Annotated in this window: 15 protein-coding genes and 2 tRNA genes; all 17 read right to left on the bottom strand. The window is 59.2% G+C overall.

The annotated features are described in order from the left end of the window. Window positions 1–2: 2 nt before the first annotated feature. A complete protein-coding gene (locus tag RBR25_RS02645) occupies window positions 3–725 on the bottom strand; it encodes a pyridoxine 5'-phosphate synthase (protein ID WP_432817971.1) in 723 nt (240 codons plus the stop codon). 14 nt (window positions 726–739) lie between these two features. Then, entirely contained in the window at window positions 740–2,080 is a 1,341-nt protein-coding gene (locus RBR25_RS02640) for an RNA-guided endonuclease InsQ/TnpB family protein (protein WP_432817970.1), read from the bottom strand. A gap of 14 nt (window positions 2,081–2,094) precedes the next feature. Continuing rightward, on the bottom strand, window positions 2,095–2,733 hold the full coding sequence (locus tag RBR25_RS02635) for an IS607 family transposase (protein ID WP_432817969.1): 639 nt from the start codon (window positions 2,731–2,733) through the stop codon (window positions 2,095–2,097). A 9-nt stretch (window positions 2,734–2,742) separates the two neighbouring features. After that, window positions 2,743–4,146 (bottom strand): phosphoglucosamine mutase, encoded by a 1,404-nt coding sequence (glmM, locus tag RBR25_RS02630; protein WP_432817968.1) that lies wholly within the window; start codon window positions 4,144–4,146, stop codon window positions 2,743–2,745. Then, window positions 4,143–4,850: a CdaR family protein gene (locus RBR25_RS02625; RefSeq protein ID WP_432817967.1), complete on the bottom strand. Its 708-nt coding sequence runs from the start codon at window positions 4,848–4,850 to the stop codon at window positions 4,143–4,145. The genes glmM and RBR25_RS02625 overlap by 4 nt, the downstream gene beginning before the upstream one ends. Window positions 4,851–4,853: 3 nt before the next feature. Further along, complete coding sequence (cdaA, locus tag RBR25_RS02620; protein ID WP_432817966.1) at window positions 4,854–5,660, bottom strand: diadenylate cyclase CdaA; 807 nt, start codon at window positions 5,658–5,660, stop codon at window positions 4,854–4,856. Beyond that, window positions 5,660–6,883, bottom strand: coding sequence for a dihydropteroate synthase (folP, locus tag RBR25_RS02615; RefSeq protein ID WP_432817965.1), 1,224 nt, complete (start codon window positions 6,881–6,883; stop codon window positions 5,660–5,662). Before folP ends, cdaA begins: the two co-directional genes overlap by 1 nt. Beyond that, the gene (gene ftsH / locus RBR25_RS02610; protein WP_432817964.1) at window positions 6,883–8,703 is read right to left on the bottom strand and encodes an ATP-dependent zinc metalloprotease FtsH; all 1,821 of its coding nucleotides are present in this window, start codon (window positions 8,701–8,703) and stop codon (window positions 6,883–6,885) included. Before ftsH ends, folP begins: the two co-directional genes overlap by 1 nt. A 104-nt stretch (window positions 8,704–8,807) precedes the next feature. Further along, entirely contained in the window at window positions 8,808–10,184 is a 1,377-nt protein-coding gene (tilS, locus tag RBR25_RS02605; RefSeq protein WP_432817963.1) for a tRNA lysidine(34) synthetase TilS, read from the bottom strand. Window positions 10,185–10,247: 63 nt separating this feature from the next. Further along, a tRNA-Met gene (locus RBR25_RS02600) sits at window positions 10,248–10,324 on the bottom strand. A gap of 42 nt (window positions 10,325–10,366) precedes the next feature. Beyond that, window positions 10,367–10,443, bottom strand: a tRNA-Met gene (locus tag RBR25_RS02595). Between the two features lie 98 nt (window positions 10,444–10,541). Continuing rightward, window positions 10,542–11,291, bottom strand: a complete 750-nt coding sequence (locus tag RBR25_RS02590) for an SPOR domain-containing protein (RefSeq protein WP_432817962.1) — start codon at window positions 11,289–11,291, stop codon at window positions 10,542–10,544. A 94-nt stretch (window positions 11,292–11,385) separates the two neighbouring features. Next, a complete protein-coding gene (locus RBR25_RS02585) occupies window positions 11,386–11,562 on the bottom strand; it encodes a hypothetical protein (protein WP_432817961.1) in 177 nt (58 codons plus the stop codon). A 134-nt stretch (window positions 11,563–11,696) separates the two neighbouring features. After that, the gene (locus RBR25_RS02580) at window positions 11,697–12,053 is read right to left on the bottom strand and encodes an FtsB family cell division protein (RefSeq protein WP_432817960.1); all 357 of its coding nucleotides are present in this window, start codon (window positions 12,051–12,053) and stop codon (window positions 11,697–11,699) included. A gap of 87 nt (window positions 12,054–12,140) precedes the next feature. Next, window positions 12,141–12,434, bottom strand: a complete 294-nt coding sequence (locus RBR25_RS02575) for a ComEA family DNA-binding protein (protein ID WP_432817959.1) — start codon at window positions 12,432–12,434, stop codon at window positions 12,141–12,143. Between the two features lie 216 nt (window positions 12,435–12,650). After that, on the bottom strand, window positions 12,651–15,497 hold the full coding sequence (lptD, locus tag RBR25_RS02570) for an LPS assembly protein LptD (RefSeq protein WP_432817996.1): 2,847 nt from the start codon (window positions 15,495–15,497) through the stop codon (window positions 12,651–12,653). 52 nt (window positions 15,498–15,549) lie between these two features. Further along, a complete protein-coding gene (locus tag RBR25_RS02565; RefSeq protein ID WP_432817958.1) occupies window positions 15,550–16,833 on the bottom strand; it encodes a bifunctional folylpolyglutamate synthase/dihydrofolate synthase in 1,284 nt (427 codons plus the stop codon).

Here is a 16,833-nt window from a genome sequence, read left to right as displayed (position 1 = left end):
GACTACTCTCCCGACCGAATCAGGGCGGCCATCTCGCGCACCGCCCGCTCCAGACCGACCAGAACCGCCCGGGAAATGATACTGTGGCCGATATTGAATTCGTCGATGCCACCGAGCGCCACCACATCCTGCACATTCTGGTAGTTGAGACCATGGCCGGCATTGACCCCCAAGTCAAGCTTGCCGCCGGCACGAACCGCCTCCTGAATCTTGATCAGCTCGGCATAGCGCTGATCGTAGTGGCGGGTTTCGCAATAGGCGCCGGTGTGGATCTCAACGGCATCGCTGCCCAGTCGGTGGGCTTCCTTGATCTGCTCCAGATCCGGATCGACAAAGAGGCTGACAACGATCCCTTCCTGACGCAGCGTTTCGATCGGTTTCTTCAGGAGCCGGCGATGGCGCAGGACATCCAGCCCCCCTTCGGTAGTCAGTTCCTCGCGCTTCTCCGGCACCAGGGTAACGGAATCGGGACGGACCTTGAGGGCGATGTCGACCATCTCCTCGGTCGCCGCCATTTCCAGATTGAGACGGGTCTTGATCGTTTGCCGCAAAAGCAAGAGGTCGCGATCCTGAATATGCCGCCTGTCCTCGCGCAGATGAACGGTGATGCTGTCGGCGCCGGCGAGCTCGGCCAGGGCCGCCGCCGTTACCGGATCGGGTTCACTGGTCCCCCGCGCTTGGCGGACGGTGGCGACATGATCGACATTGACTCCCAGTCGCGCCATGGTTATTTCTGCTTTCAAAAAAGTGCGCAATCGTGCGCACGGTTCTTTTCCTGCCCCGACGTGTCTTGCTGACCACCTTCGTATCTGACAGGCGTTACTTTCCCGACTACGGCAGAGACGGTCTCTGCCGTAGTGCCGCCATTGCTGGACGGACTCGCCACGGGTAGGGCAGTTGCGGGTGCCAGCCGTTTTAGATTGAGCGCCGCGTTGTGGTCACGGTCATGGCAGGTGCCGCATTGTGGGCATGTCCATTGCCGATCCTTGAGCGTCAGCGCATCGTTCTTCCAGTCGCAGATGGAGCACAGGCGGCTGCTCGGATACCAGCGACCAGCAATCACCAATCGGGTGCCGTAGCGCTGGGCCTTGTATTCCATCTGCGAGCGGAACATGCCAAAGCCCACGTCGCTGATGGCGCGGGCGAGTTTGTCGTTCGCCAACATGCCTTTGACGTGCAAATCCTCAATCACCACCGCTTGGTTTTCGCGGCAAAGTCGGGTCGTGAGCTTGAGGGTGAAATCCGCTCGGATATTGGCAATGCGGGCGTGCAGCCTTGCCAAGGTCGCGGCGGACTTTCTGTGGTTATTGGATATGGGTAGTCTCGTGCCTTTGGGCAAACGGGCGTTGGGTGAAAAGCCTGCGGTTATTTTGGCCGCCTCGATCTTTCGGCTCATGCTTCGGCTACGGATTTTCAGCCTGCGTAACGCCGCTTTGAGCGGCTTGGGCGCTTCGATGGCTTCGCCATTGGAGAGCGTGGCGGCCGCCTTGATGCCAAGATCGACGCCGGTCACGCCATTCGCTGCCCTTGTCCGGTAAAACTGCGCATCGGGAACTTCAACCTGAATCGCTACAAACCAGCGCTGCGCGCGGCGGGAAACCGTCGCGCCGATGACCTTCCCATCGAAACGCAACGCCTCGGTCATGGCGACTTCGCCAATTTTTGGCAGGCGAATCCGCATACCGTCCATGCTGAATTTGTCGTTTGCCACATAGAAACTGTCGCGGCAGCACCCCTTTTTCTTGAATTGAGGGTCGTGCGCCGGCTTCCCAGCCTTGATCTCAGCGAAGAATCGGCTCCAGGCTTTTGCCAGATGGGCGAAGGGTTGAGCGTGGGCATCACGATGAATCGTCTTGAGCCACGGCTGCCCGTTCTCGTCGAGCCATTGCGGATCGCTGTCCTTGATCACGTTGAACTGTTTTTTCAGCGCCATCGCGTTAGGCTTTTGTCCCGCCGCGTACTGCCGGTTCCACTCAGCAAGCGCCCAATTCCAGACGCGGCGTACCGTGCCACAGGCACGATTGAAGTAGTCGGCCTGTTCCGGGGTCGGGAAAAGCGCGATTTTGTGGGACAGTTGCATCGTTTCAATCCCCTTCAGCCGGGTACATCAAGCCCCGCATCCTTCTTCAGTGCCTCGTCCAGTTTTTTTCGGTAATTTCGCAACCCGTACAGCCGTGACGAAAAGTAATGTACAATGGTCATCAGGTCTTGCACCATTTCCTGCACCGGCGACAGACGCTCCTGATTGAGCACCAGCAGTTCACAGCCATTGACCTTGGCAAAATGCTCGAACCACTCAAAGCCGAACCGCGTAAGCCGGTCACGATGGGCGAGTATCAGCATCTTGACTTCCCTTCGCCCGATTTCGTCCATCAGCATCAGAAACCGCTTGCGCTTGAAATTCAGGCCGCTGCCGACTTCTTCGATAAATTCGACGTTCGCCAGCCCTTTTGCCACAACGAACTCTTCCAGAACCTTGCGCTGATTGGCGAGATCGGGTTTCTGGGCAGCGCTGGACACGCGGCAGTAGGCAACCAGCCGCGTTGGCTCAGATACCGCATTGCGCAAGCCAATGAACTCGCGGATTTGTGCTTCGGTATACAAGCGCCGGTTGCTGTCCGTTCGCGCCACCGGTATCAACCGTCCCTCACGCTCCCAGCGTTGCAGCGTCTTGACCGATACGCCCAGCAGCTTCGCTGCCTTGCCTGTGCTTATAGTGTTTTCCATAGACATAATTATACACTAAGGCGCACTATTGGCAAGACTAGAGTATAGCTCCTCCCTGTTGCCGCCCAGGTGGCACTCGATGGCAGCGCCGATCTCTTGGGCCATTTCGGTGATCTGATACTTGTCCTGCCCTTCGAGCATGATCCGCAACAGCGGCTCAGTTCCGGAATAGCGGATCAATACCCGCCCCTTGCCCGCCAATTTTTCCTCGACGGCATCAATGACTCTTTGCACCTCGGGAATCTGGCTGATGTCCCGCCGTTCCTTGACCCGAACATTGAGCAGCACCTGGGGCAGGGAGATCATCACCCCAGCCAGTTCCGAGAGACGCTTGCCGCTGCGCTGCATGATCGCCAGCACCTGCAGTGCGGAAAGCATGCCGTCGCCGGTGGTGTTGTGATCGAGAAAGATCATGTGCCCCGATTGCTCGCCGCCAAGGTTATAGCCGTGTCGCACCATCTCCTCCACCACGTAGCGATCACCGACGGCGGTCTTCACCACCTGGCCGCCGGCCTTTTTCAGGGCGATATCGAGCCCCATGTTGCTCATCACCGTCGCCACCAGGGTCTTCTTCGCCAACTGCCCCTTGGCCAGCATATCCGTGGCGCAGATCGCCATGATGTGGTCGCCGTCGACCTCGTTGCCGAATTCGTCGACGAAAATGACCCGGTCGGCATCGCCATCGAGCGCCATGCCGAGATGGGCGCGATTTTCCACCACCGCGTCGGCGATGACCTGGGGATGCAGGGAACCGCAGCCGTCGTTGATGTTGGTGCCGTTGGGGGAGATCCCCAGGGGGATGACTTCGGCGCCGAGTTCCTCGAGAACCGCCGGCGCCACCTTGTAGGCCGCACCATTGGCGCAGTCGAGAACGATGCGCAGGCCCTTGAGATCGAGATCCTTGGGAAAAGACGCCTTGAGAAAGACGACGTAACGCCCCTTGGCGTCGTCCATGCGGAAAGCCTTGCCAACCTCCGAGGCGACTGGCCGCAGGGAGTCGATCTTCTTCGAATAGATCAGATCCTCGATCTTCAGTTCAGTCTCGTCGGGCAGCTTGAAACCGGTGTGGTCGAAAAACTTGATGCCGTTGTCCTGATAGGGGTTGTGGGAGGCGGAGATCACCACCCCGGCATCGGCGCGCATGGACGAGGTGATGAAGGCGATCCCCGGGGTCGGCAACGGCCCCACCAGGAGCACATCCACCCCCATGGAGCAGATCCCCGCCACTAGGGCGTTCTCGATCATGTAACCAGACAGTCGGGTATCCTTGCCGATGACGATGCGATGCCTGCGGTCGGCGGTCTTATCCTTGAAGATATAGGCGGCAGCGCGGCCCAGCTGCATGACGATCTCAGTAGTCATGGGATGAATGTTGGCGACCCCGCGCACGCCGTCCGTGCCGAATAGTTTCTTGGTCATTCCTTCGCTTCTCCTCTCGGTTCACCCTCATCCATATCAGGTTCGGGGGGAGCCGGTTCCGGCAATTTAACAATGGTCACAAGCACTTCGACGGTGCGATCTTCCTTGAGATAGGTGTAGCGACCGCGATAGTCGATGGGGACAATCAGACTAAAGCTGTCTTGCAGCCCTTCGATCTCCACCGGATCGGTCTCCACTTGGGCGACATTCTTGAGTTCCCCTTCCGCCCCCTCCACCAGCACCTCGGCCGGAGTCAGCCGAATCTCGCTCAGTTCGTATCCGGGGGTGGGGGTGCCGCTGACGACGATCTTGACCGGAACCTTTTTGCTCTTGATCCGTTCCAGCTTGACATCAACAAAGGAGGGGGACAGACGGGTGATTTTCAGGGCACCGGGAAGATTGAAGAGTTCCTCTAGGCGTTTAAAGGAGGTCAATCCCGGCTGCAGTCCCTTCAGGTCGACGGCAATCCCCAGATCCTTGGGATCGATGTTCACCAAAAGCGTCCGCGGACCGCTGATGCGGACATCGACCTGGCTGGGAATTTCGTTGGCCACCATCAGATCGGCCGGAAGGTTCTTGATGGCCAGTGGGATCGCATAGGAAAGCTCCTGCTTCTGCTCGCCCATGACAAAAAACCACAGGATCAAGGCAAAGGCCAGAGACAGCAGTTTAAGAAAGAGATTTTCGGTCAGTCTCCTGAACATGGTCTACCGCTTTTTCTTGGGCTTGCCGTCGCGAGGTTCGAAAAGCCTGGTGAGAACTCGCTTCAGGGAGGTGGAATCGAGATCGCGGGTGATCCGTCCGCCGACCACGACGGAAATTTTGCCCGTCTCCTCCGAAACGACAATGGCCACGGCATCGACCAGTTCGGTCAGGCCGATGGCGGCACGATGGCGGGTACCCAGGGTCTTACTGATGTCGGGGTTCTGGGAGATGGGCAAGAAACAGCCCGCGCGCTTGATGCGCCCCTGTTGGAAAACCAGGGCACCGTCATGAATGGGGGAGTAGGGAAGAAAGATCGAGGTGATGAGATCGCTGGAAACCTTGGCATCGATCTCGATGCCGACTTCGAGGAAATCTTTGAGACCCGTTTCCCGCTCGATGACGATCAGCGCGCCGATACGCTTGCTGGCCATATTGACGCAAGCCTTGACCAACTCATCCATGACCTCAGTCTCTTCCTTGTAGGAGAGATCGGCGAAAAAGGGGTTGCGGCCGACGTGAATCAACGCCCGGCGGATGTCGTTCTGAAAGAGGACGACGATGACCAGAATGATTGAGGAGAGGAAGTTGTCGAGAATCCAGTGCAGAGTGTAGAGGCCGCTGACTTGAGAGGAGACATAGACCCCGAGAATGACGGCCAAGCCGAGAAGCATCTGCACGGCGCGGGTGCCCTTGATGAGCAGCATGATCCGGTAGATGACAAACGCGACCAAGCCGATATCGAGCACGTCGAGCAGCCACCGGAAATTTTTCAGCCCATCGAACAACACCGCCATGTGCACCAATCCCATCAAAGGGTTTCCGTCGCGACCCCTCCGCCGTGTACCGCCCAGGCCATCAGGGCCGCCTCCCGCGCCGGGGCGACCTCATGCACCCGATGAATCATCGCCCCTTCCCGAACCCCAAGGACCACGGTCGCCAAAGTTCCGTAGAGCCGCCGGGCAGGCTCGGGCTGATCGAGAATCTTGCCGATAAAACTTTTGCGGGAGGTGCCCAGCAGGATCGGCCGCCCCAGCGCCCGGAATTCCCCGAGACGGCGCAGTATTTCGAGATTGCCGGAGGCGTTCTTGCCGAAGCCGATCCCCGGGTCGACCGCCAGACGGTCCAAGGGAATCCCCGCCGCCTCCGCCCGCGTTATCCCCACCTGCAGGTATTCGAGGATCTCGCCGGTCAGATCGCGATATGCGGTATCGGCCTGCATGGTCGCGGCGGCACCGCGGGTATGCATGAGGAACAGCCCGGCACCAGCCTGCGCAACGGCTTCGGCCAATGGCGGATCGAAATGAAGCCCGCTGACGTCGTTAATGAAATGGGCACCGGCGGCTAGGGCGGCACGGGCCACGGCGCTTTTGCTGGTATCGACCGAAATCGGGCAGGAAATTTCCCGGCCCAAGGCTTCGACTACCGGCACGACCCGATCAATCTCCTCCTGCGAAGAAACAACCGGAGCGCCGGGTCGGGTGCTCTCCCCCCCGACATCGATCAGATCGACCCCGTCCCGCTCCATCTCCCGTGCCCGCTCCAAGGCGGCGGGCAACGACCGGTAGCGGCCACCATCGGAAAAGGAGTCGGGAGTGACGTTGAGAATTCCCATGATCCGCGGCCGATCCAGTTCCAGCCGCAAACCCCGACCGCACAAAAAGGTCGGCGGATGTTCCAGGCGCTGCAGCAGAACGCCGATCCGGTCCGCTTGCTCGCGCAGGCCAAAAGGCTGCCGGCCGAGACGTTCGACCAGCAGCCTGAGCTGCTTAAGCGACCCGATCAACAAGACATCGGTCGTGGGAAGCGAACAGGCGACACTCCCCCGGGCCACGGCGGCATCGCCGCCCAGAGAAAGCATTTCCTGCTTGAGGATATTCGCGGCGGGACAGGACACATCAACCAACTTGACCAGTCGCCCCACCATCTTGTCCGCCATCCGCGCAACCCCCGCCGGATCGACGCCGATCCGAAGCAGTTCGCGGCGGGCTCCGGCCTCATCCGTCACCTGCAGGAGGCGCGGCAAAGCGGCCATCAGGCTACCGTTTCGGGAACGACTCTCTCCCCCGATGTCCCGAAGACCAGGGCACGGATCTCCGCACCATCGAGGTTTTCCTTCTCCAGAAGCGCCTCGGCCACGGCAATCAGAGAGGTCTTCTGTTCCTCCAGGATCCGGTGGGTCCGTTCGTAATTTTCCTTGACGATCCGCTTGATCTCCTCGTCGATCTCAATGGCGGTGGCCTCACTGTAGTTCTTCACATGGCCCATGTCGCGACCGAGGAAGACCTCCCCCTCCTTCTCGCCGAACGCCAGGGGTCCGAGCTTCTCGCTCATCCCCCACTCACAGACCATCTTGCGGGCGATGGCGGTGGCCCGCTCGATGTCGTTGCTGGCGCCGCTGGTGATGCTTGAAAAGATGATCTCCTCGGCAACGCGACCACCGAGCAAGGTGCAGATGCGGGTATGCAAGCCGTCCCGGGTTTCGTTGTATTTTTCCTCTGCGGGCAAATACATGGTGACGCCCATGGCGCGGCCCCGGGGAATGATCGAAACCTTATGCACCGGATCGGCACCGGGAATGAAGAGGGCAACCAGGGCATGTCCGGCTTCGTGGTAGGCGGTGACCTTTTTCTCCTCCTCGGTAATGACCATGGAGCGCCGTTCGGCCCCCATCATCACCTTGTCCTTGGCCGCCTCCAGATCTTCCATATTGACTTGGTTCTTGTTGGCACGGGCGGCCAGAAGGGCCGCTTCGTTGATCAGGTTGGCGAGATCGGCGCCGGAAAAGCCGGGTGTGCCTTTGGCCACCACTTCCATATCGACGTCGGCATCCAGGGGAATCTTGCGGGCATGGACGTTGAGAATCTTCAAGCGCCCCTTAACGTCGGGGCGGGGGACCACCACCTGCCGGTCAAAACGACCGGGGCGCAGAAGCGCCGGATCAAGGACATCGGGCCGGTTGGTGGCGGCAATCAGGATGACCCCCTCGTTCGACTCGAAGCCGTCCATCTCTACCAACAACTGGTTGAGAGTCTGTTCCCGCTCGTCATGACCGCCACCGAGGCCGGCGCCACGGTGACGACCGACGGCATCGATCTCGTCGATGAAGATGATGCAAGGGGCATTTTTTTTCCCCTGCACGAAGAGGTCGCGAACACGGCTGGCGCCGACCCCGACAAACATCTCGACGAAATCCGAACCGGAGATGGAGAAAAAGGGGACACCCGCCTCACCGGCGATGGCACGGGCAAGCAAAGTCTTGCCGGTACCGGGAGCGCCGCAGAGCAGTACCCCCTTGGGGATGCGTCCACCCAAGCGGGAGAACTTCTTCGGCTCCTTCAGAAAGGAGACGATCTCCTCCAGTTCGTCCTTGGCCTCGTCAATCCCCGCCACGTCCTTAAAAGTCACCTGGGCCTGGTTTTCGGTGAGCAGTTTGGCCTTGCTCTTGCCGAAACTCATGGCCTTGCCGCCGCCGGACTGCATCTGCCGCATAAAGAAGACCCAGACCGCGATCAGCAGCAGAATCGGCCCCCAGGAAACCATCAACGTAAACCAGAAGCTGCGGTCCTCGGCGGGGCGAGCCTGAATCTCCACCCCCTTTTCCCGCAACTGGGCAATCAGCGCGGGGTCATCCGGGACGAAGGTCTTGAACAGGGTATCGTCCTGATACTTGCCTTCAACATTGGAACCCTGCACCGTGACTTCCCGTACCCGCCCCTCCTCCACGGCCGCGAGAAACGCCGTGTAGGTAATCGGTTTCTGCTCCTGCCCCTTCTGGGTCATCATGTTGAAGAGCAGGATCATAACCAGGGAAATGACCAGCCAGAGTGCAAGATTTTTATAGAATTGATTCACAGTACCCCCTAAGCACCTTGATTTATCGTCAACGAACCCGCGCCAAGCCCTCACAAGCTGAAAATCGCGCGGGTTCTCGAAAACTTATCATACGGTCGGCGTTTTCACAACCCGTTTTCGTCCGCCCTTCCGGGCCGATAAACAAAGCGCAGAACCCGTCCGCATGCCGCTTCGGGGCGGTAGTCTTGACACCGCCGAAACCCTGCGACCCAGAGGATTTCATCCTTCGCCAGCAGCCAGAGGCGCCGCCGGGTTTCCTTTTCGACCTTATGGTCGATGAAGAAGGATTTGAGTTTCTTCCCGCCGGGGGCCCCCGCGGGCCGAAAACGGTCACCCGGTTGAAAGGTCCGCCACCACAACGGGAAATCGATGCGGGTACCGTCAAATTCCGCGGTCCACACGTTCTCCTCCCCGGGACGGTCCGCCACCGACACCCGCAATTCGCCGCCGTCGGCGAAAAAATAACTGCCGGGGGCTGTTATTTCAACAGGTTCGACAACGACGGTCGGCGGCCGTTGCCGGCGCATCCACAATCGATCGTAACGTCGGCCGATCCAGGCTCCGGGGAGATCAAGCTCGCCTTGGGGAGATTCGGCCTCAATCAACCGTTGCAGATCGTGCAGATGGCGTGCGCTTATGCCGCGCAGATCACCACGCAGCAAGGCCAGGGCGCGCCGCAAGACCCGCGGCGACAGGGCCGGATGAAGGGCCAGCAGGACGCCGCGCGACAAATGCAACCCGTCCTTCTGTTCGAGAAAAGCCCGTGCCAAGGCTTCGTCCTCGCGCTCACGCCAGAAGTCCTCTTCCGTGGAAAATCGTGCCGCCAGGCGAAAAAGATGCTCTTCGATCCGGGGATTGAAGTTTTCAAGGAGGGGCAGGAGCTGATGGCGAATGCGATTGCGGGTAAAGCGAAGATCGTGGTTGCTGGCATCCTCGACAAAGGACCAACCGAGGTCCGCCAGAAAAGCCCGAAGTTGGGCACGGGTAAAAGGAAGCAAAGGCCGGATGAAAGGCAGGGAAAAGGCCTGCATGGCACCCAGACCGGAACTTCCGGAACCGCGCAGCAACCGATGCAGCAGGGTTTCCGCCTGATCACCGCGATGATGCCCGAGGGCCACTTTCGCGCAGCCCTGCGCCATCGCCGTCTCCAGAAGGAATTCCCGCCGGGCCCGGCGGGCGGCGGCCTCCAACCCGTCCCCCCAGTACCGGGCAAGCTCGGGAACCGGTCGCGCCCCGAGATACAGCGGGACTTCCAGGGAAGCGCAAAGACGGCGCACAAACTCAGCGTCCACGCCACTTTCCGGGCGGATACAATGATCCAGATGAGCCGCCGCGACATCGATCCCGAGAATTCGGGCATTGCGCTGCAACAGCGCGAGCAGCGCCAGCGAATCGGCCCCGCCGGAGACCGCCGCCAGCACTCGCTCCCCCGGAGCCAGCAAGCAATACCTTTGGATGTTTTCGAGAAAAAGCTTATCCATCGGGAGATCTCGCAAGCCAAATAGACAAGCCCCCCACCAGAATCTCTGGAGGGGGGCTTGAAATGGTGGCGGTGCAGAGATTCGAACTCCGGACACTGCGGATATGAGCCGCATGCTCTAACCAACTGAGCTACACCGCCGCTGAACTTCTTATGCTCAACCCTTTATGAGGTTTGATTTTTTGGTTGCGGGGGAAGGATTTGAACCTTCGACCTTCGGGTTATGAGCCCGACGAGCTACCAGACTGCTCCACCCCGCGTCACAGAAACGGGAATTTACCCGCAACATCGAAACAAGTCAAGCAAAAAAATTCGCCGCCAAGGACCTGCCGAGAGGGGCCGGTCACTCACATTCGACTTACTGTTTTTTGATCATTCCGGAAAGACGTTCTTCGTTTTTCAACCGCTCCACGACTTGGGTAACCGCCTCGTTTCCGGCATACGGCCCGACCATCACCCGTTGCCAGACCCCCTTGTCGCCGAGGTTCGCCTCTTGGACATAGGCCCCATATCCCTTTTTGCCAAGGCGGTCCCGCAGGGCGTTGGCGTCGCCCAGACTCTTGAAGGAGGCAACCTGCACGACAAAAGTACCTTGGACCACCGGCTTGGGCAAGGGAGTTGGGGGCGCCTCGGCTTTCACAGTCGGTGCCGGAGTCGCGACGTCGACCTTTTCCGCCTCCGGTGCCGCGAGGACGGGCGGAAGCGGGCGGTGGGGTTCCGCTTTTGCTGTCGGAGCGTCAGTCTTTACGGTTTTTCCCGGCGGAGGCAGGTTGATGCCGCTACCTAAGGGAGGCGATTCCCCCTTGGGCAGCGCTTCGTAAAAGGTCAAAGTCGGCTTTTCCGGTTCCTCCTCAACAGCAGGCACCACGGTGGGTGCCGCAGGCACTCCGGTCTCGGGGGCCGGTGGGGATTCGGCCAGGGGAGGAGGAACGGGTAAAGGAGGGGTTGCGGACTCAACGGACACCGAAGGCGCTCCGGAAGAACTTCGTCCTACCATGATCCCCAGAAAAAAACTGATCAGGGAAATAACCAATAGCAAGACGACCAGCATAATCGCATGTTTCTTTTCCATGCGCCGCTGACTGCGCGACTGCACCTGCATGACCATTTCCCACCTCCAAAGCCGGGATCTCCGGCAAAACCCTGGCCCACCGCGAAACCGGCCGGTCTAGAAGAAAAATTCCCTACCCTCTGCGCCAAACTTACTTCTGACGCCCCTCCTCCTCTGCCGCCCGGGCTTTTTCCCGCTCTTTACGCAGGAGAATATCCTCGCTGAAATCGGGGCAGTGCAGGGAAGAATCATCGCCGCGAGAAAAGCGCTTGGCGCAATGAGCCCGCCAGGCGCAGAGCGGGCAGAGAGTTCGAACATCCTGGGTCATGGCTGAAAATCTCCCATCTCATAATTTCCGGAACAGACATTCATCCTAGCCTCGGAAATGGGCGACTGTCAAGAAAGGGTCCAGGGAAAACGGGCGGGGAAAATCGGAACGGAAAAAGTCTGCCGGGAAAAGCCTCAATGGCGTGAGGCTTTTCCCCCTTTCGCGGTGGGAGTATCGGCGGGAGGCGTCCTTCCATGGGCACGGAATTGATAGACAAGTTCGTCTTCCTTGACCATGCCTAGATCCTTGCGGGCAATACCTTCCAGGTAGCGAGGATTGGACTTGAGGTTTTCAATCTCCTTGCGCAACGCCTGATTAACCGCTTCAAGCTCCTGGACCTGGCGCAACAGATCTTCTTTCTGCTGTTTGGCGCGCAGAGCGCACAAAATCCCTTTATCGCCCCAGACCGCCACCCCCAAAATCACCAGGACGAGCAAGACGGGCCAGAGGGAAAACCAGTTTTTGCGGGTCATCGAGTCCTTTTCCGACATGGACGCATCCTAAAAACCGGGCCGGCCCCGAAGGGCACGGCCCGAAAAAACATGCCAATGATTTAGATCAGCCCAAAGCCGTCGCAACTACTTTACGGCAACCTGCCCACGAAACTTGGCCAGTGACTTCTCGCCGATCCCCTTGACGTCAACCAGTTGCTCCACCGACTTGAAGGGTCCATTCTTTTCCCGGTAGTCGATGATCCGCTGAGCCGAAACCGGGCCAACCCCCGGGAGAGCTTCCAACTGCTCCAATGTGGCGCTGTTGATGTTGACGGCCTTTTGCGCCGTCGCAGCCTGCGGGACCGCGAAGACCTCTGTCCCAGACAGCGTAAAAGTCAACAACATCCCGATAATAACCAGTCTCCAAAAATTTTTCATCAATTTTTCCCTCGTGCTCGATCAGTTTACGAATTCACGGCAATCCAATAATAACCCCACCCTCCTTTCTCCAAAAAAACACGCGGCCCGGCCGCCGCCAGCGGGACCGCCAAAACCACATAGAAATTAACAAAGAACAATATTTGCGGTCAATAATTAAGTTCTTGGCTATCAAAAAAACCGGCACTCGCCGTTTTTTTTGATTGGAGAAAAGTTCTATTCTTCGCTTGCCTGAGTACTCCCCAAATTACCCCCCATGCGCAGCACATTGCCAAGTCCGCTCAAAGCAAAGACCAGGACATATTCCTGCTCGTCAAGACGATCCCGCAAGGTCAGAAACAGACTCCAGCATTGAGAGCGATACTCCAGATCAAAAACCTTTTCCAGAGTAACCCGATCATGAATATCGTAGCGGTGCTGATAGCCAAAATAAAATGGCGCAAGCAACGCCAGGGAGGCCGTACCCGCGACATACTCCGTTCCCTCAGTAGCATACTCGGTTTCATCACGGGTGTAGCGGTAGTCAACGGAAAGACTGTTTCCCCCCTGATCGCGCAAACCGGACCGCGCATTGAACGCCTCCAAACTGCGACTATGGAAATCATAGCGGCCATCCAGATCGAAAAAGGTATTACGGGTGGGTGACCAGAGCAGTTCAGCGCGCACGTCCGACAGGGGATCAACCTCATTGAGATCCTCTCGATCATGCCGGAACTGCCGGATATCGTACGTTTGCGACAGGCGGAAGTTGAGAAATTCCAGATACTCTACCACCCCGGGCTGGGGTTCGAGGCGAGCGGTGAACCGGTTGGTCAAGGCGTAGGTGACGCGATTGGCGACACCGATCCGGTCCAGCGAGTCAAAATAAGGCAGATGATCCTGAGACTCATTGGGGACATACGAATAGACCACTTCCGGGTCAATACTGTGACGGATTTTCCGGTAGCTGCCCACCCCTCCATGGAAAACACGGGAAAAACTGGTTCCCATCCGCAGCGAAAAGTCATAGACACCCGCATCCTCCGAACCGGGTCCGGAAGCCGATGTTTCGTAGAGACGTTCGCGGTAGCCCAGTTCCGGAACGACTTCAAGCCAGGGAACCGGGGCGAAAAACGCCGAAAGATAGGGACGGACATTCAGACGCTGGCCTTTGATCCTGCTCGTCTCCCAGTCGCCGGTAACGACTTCTTCTTCCCGCCAGAAGTAAGTATAGGTTGAACCGACCCCAAAGAAGAAGGGGCTTTCGCCAAGGCGCCGGCGCAGAACGTCGAAACGGAGTTCCGGCAGGCGTTGCAAGGTCGTATCGTCATCAAATTCCAGATCCTGGGTATAGTCGAGTTCGGCGGCAAAAATATTATTCTCCCAGGCGTGACTCAAATAGACTACTGACTCGGATTGGTCCTTGGTATATTCCTCCGCAATCGTACCGAATTCGTCGAAATAATCGCGATTACTGACATATTCCACATCAGCACTCAACGTCCAGGCGCCGGGGAGAGTACCGTGATGATTCCACTCCAAGGCGTAACGGTCGTCCTCATCAAGGGTGTCGGCCAGATCCGGTTCATCCTTGAGTTTGTCGCGCAGGTATTCGTTACGGATGTTGTTGACGTAATAACCGCGCAGGGTTCCTTCGTTGTCGGCACCGAAGATGTAACGATATTCCAGGCCCTGACCGATACCGAAGTCGGAGAGGTAATCGACGTAGATGGTCGCATCCTGATTGCGGGCGATCACGTGATAATAGGCAAGGGACAATTCGGCGCCGCGCTTGTCCGAGTAGCCGAAGCGAGGCATGAGCATTCCCGACTCCCGCTCGGTCTTGGCGGGGAAGACAATGTAGGGGAGGTAGAAGACCGGCCAGTCGTGCAGATAGAAAAGAACGTTGCTGGCCCGGGCATATTTGCCCAGGGTCACATCGATATGCCGGGCGCCGAATTTCCAGGATGGGACTTCGCCGTCACAGGTCGTAAAGAAGCCTCTTTCCAACTGGTAATCCTGCTCGCCGATCCGCTTCAGTTCGTCGCCGGCCAGGTGGAAGTTATGTTCCTTGATAAAGACCTTGCCACTGCGGATCCGGCCCACTCCCGTCTGCATGTTGTAATCGGCCTGTTCCGCCCACAAAGTTCCCAAAGGATCGGTTAGATAGACATTTCCAGTCGCGTTGGCATCCCCGGTCAGGTCGTTAAAGAGCATCTGATCCGCGTCGAGGGTTACCCCCCCCTTGGTCAGACGCACACTACCACGCGCCGTATACAGGGAAGCTTCCCGATCATAGCTCAACTCATCGGCTTCAAGATTGACCGGGGCGGGGCCACTCAGATCCTGAAGACCCGGTCCCGTTGGGGAGGGAACGACCGGCGACGCGACCTCCACCACGGGAGGAACCGGCGGCGCAACAACCGCGGGGAAAGTTTCGGACGTCAAGGGAGCTTCCGCCGGGGTTGGGGCGGAAGGCCGTGGAGCATCTCCGGATAGTTCCGGCGAAGCTGAGGTACGGGACACCTCCGTTGACTCCGCCGGCGTAGCGGCAAGGGCTGGGACTTCCTCCCGCACGGACTCGGCAACAAATACAGCAGGGGAAGAAACCTTCGCGCCAACCAAGTGGGAGACTCCCGAAGCGGCGAGCAGTTGCCGCCCTTCCGGATCGCCGCCCATGGCCGTCAAGGTCACTTCCAGGCGATTGCGCAATCCGCGTCGCACCCCCTGGCGGGCGACCACGAAATCGCTGGCTTCTCCGGAAGCGGAGGAGAGAGGGACAACCGTGGCCAAAATCTCGAACTCACCGGCGAGTTGGCGGCGTACGTAATCGACGGTAAAGGCCGCCATGTCGACGCTCCGGTAACGGTTCAGCGATTCGTGGAGGTCGGCGACCTGCTGGAATTCCTGCACCACCACCTCTTCACCAAGGCGCCGGGCCAGGTAATCGGCCAAAGCCTGGGCCCGTTCCACAGAAGGAAAAAAACGGGTGGACTGGGGAACGATACCGAAAGTCAGGCGCGCCTGCACCGGAGCCGCCCAGCAAAAGATCATCAAAAGGAAAAAAAGCAGCCCAACTCGCATCACAGCAAAGGATCCTTTACCGAGGAAAACCCACAGGTGGGTCCAGACACCATCATAACAGGGGATCCGCGATCGGCTCGCCTCCGGCCAGATATTCCCGGGCCGCCGCCACCAGAAAGAGGGAGCCGGCCACCAAAATGACTTCACCCGGCCGCCGCTCTGAAAGGGCGGCCTCCAGAGCCGCACCGCAACCGGCAAAGACCCGGGCCGGGCGCCCGGCGTCCCGCCCCAGGCAGGCCAAGGTCTCCGGTGGAACCGCCTCTTCCACCGGCGGCACCGTGCAATAGAGTTCCGCAACAAAGGGCAGCAGCGGAGCAAGGATCGCGGCAGCCTCCTTATCCCCTTTCAACCCGACAACCCAGCGCACCACGCGGGGCATGAGATAACGCAGATAATCGGCGAGGACCGCCGCCCCCCCCTCATTATGGGCGCCATCGAGAAGGATATCGCGCTCCTCGTCCCACCACTCCAGGCGGCCGGGCCAACGCGTCTTGGCTATTCCCGCGCGGACGGTCGCCGGGATCAGGGGAGCACCCTGCTCGGCGAGAAGCTCTGCCGCCGCCAAGGCCAGGGCGAGATTCTCCCGCTGATGGGCGCCAAGGAGACCGGGACGAAGCCCTTCCACCTCCCAACGATGACCGTGCCACGACAAAGGGGCGTCATCCCCCTTGGGGCCGAGGACGCTGCCGACATCGCGAACCGGAGCCTGCTTCTCCCGGGCCAGAGCATGAAGCACCCGATCGACCTGGGGATCCTGACGTCCCAGCACCAGGGGGACGCCAGGTTTGATGATTCCACCCTTTTCGCCGGCGATGGTCGTCAGATCGCCGCCGAGATGGCTGGCGTGATCGCGACAGATCGAAGTGATGACGGTCACTTGGGGAGATTCTACGGCGTTGGTGGCGTCGAGCCGCCCACCCATACCTGTCTCCAGAACCGCGAAATCGACCCCTTCCCGCTGGAAGTGGAGCAGGGCCATGGCGGTGGTGAACTCAAAAAAGGTACTCGGAATATCCCCCGCGACCTTACGCAACTCCGCAGTGTAGGCCGCCACTTGCCCTTCGGTGATGGGCGTACCGTTCACCCGGATGCGTTCGGTGAAGGAATGGAGATGGGGAGAAGTATAAAGCCCGACCCGCAACCCCGTTTCGCGCAGCATGCGGTCGAGAAAGGCACAAACCGAACCCTTGCCGTTGCTGCCGGCGACGTGGATGACACCGTAGGTGCGCTCCGGGTGCCCGAGGCGATCGAGCAGAGCGCGGATGTTGTCCAGCCCCAGCTTGATCCCGAATTTCTGCAGCCCATAGAGGTAGTCGAGGCTCTCCCGATAGGCCAC

It is taken from the genome of Trichloromonas sp. (genome assembly GCF_034006665.1).
Lineage (GTDB): Bacteria > Desulfobacterota > Desulfuromonadia > Desulfuromonadales > Trichloromonadaceae > Trichloromonas.
The sequence above is the reverse complement of the archived record's forward strand: the minus strand, read 5'-3'. Positions and strand labels throughout refer to the sequence as shown.

Excerpts from the sequence above, each read along its gene's own strand:
- cdaA (WP_432817966.1), bottom strand. The coding sequence starts at position 5,660 with ATGGGATTGGTGCACATGGCGGTGTTGTTCGATGGGCTGAAAAATTTC.
- folP (WP_432817965.1), bottom strand. The coding sequence starts at position 6,883 with ATGGCCGCTTTGCCGCGCCTCCTGCAGGTGACGGATGAGGCCGGAGCC.
- lptD (WP_432817996.1), bottom strand. The coding sequence starts at position 15,497 with ATGCGAGTTGGGCTGCTTTTTTTCCTTTTGATGATCTTTTGCTGGGCG.
- RBR25_RS02575 (WP_432817959.1), bottom strand. The coding sequence starts at position 12,434 with ATGAAAAATTTTTGGAGACTGGTTATTATCGGGATGTTGTTGACTTTT.
- glmM (WP_432817968.1), bottom strand. The coding sequence starts at position 4,146 with ATGACCAAGAAACTATTCGGCACGGACGGCGTGCGCGGGGTCGCCAAC.
- tilS (WP_432817963.1), bottom strand. The coding sequence starts at position 10,184 with ATGGATAAGCTTTTTCTCGAAAACATCCAAAGGTATTGCTTGCTGGCT.
- RBR25_RS02645 (WP_432817971.1), bottom strand. The coding sequence starts at position 725 with ATGGCGCGACTGGGAGTCAATGTCGATCATGTCGCCACCGTCCGCCAA.
- RBR25_RS02635 (WP_432817969.1), bottom strand. The coding sequence starts at position 2,733 with ATGTCTATGGAAAACACTATAAGCACAGGCAAGGCAGCGAAGCTGCTG.
- RBR25_RS02625 (WP_432817967.1), bottom strand. The coding sequence starts at position 4,850 with ATGTTCAGGAGACTGACCGAAAATCTCTTTCTTAAACTGCTGTCTCTG.
- RBR25_RS02580 (WP_432817960.1), bottom strand. The coding sequence starts at position 12,053 with ATGTCGGAAAAGGACTCGATGACCCGCAAAAACTGGTTTTCCCTCTGG.
- RBR25_RS02640 (WP_432817970.1), bottom strand. The coding sequence starts at position 2,080 with ATGCAACTGTCCCACAAAATCGCGCTTTTCCCGACCCCGGAACAGGCC.
- RBR25_RS02585 (WP_432817961.1), bottom strand. The coding sequence starts at position 11,562 with ATGACCCAGGATGTTCGAACTCTCTGCCCGCTCTGCGCCTGGCGGGCT.
- RBR25_RS02590 (WP_432817962.1), bottom strand. The coding sequence starts at position 11,291 with ATGGTCATGCAGGTGCAGTCGCGCAGTCAGCGGCGCATGGAAAAGAAA.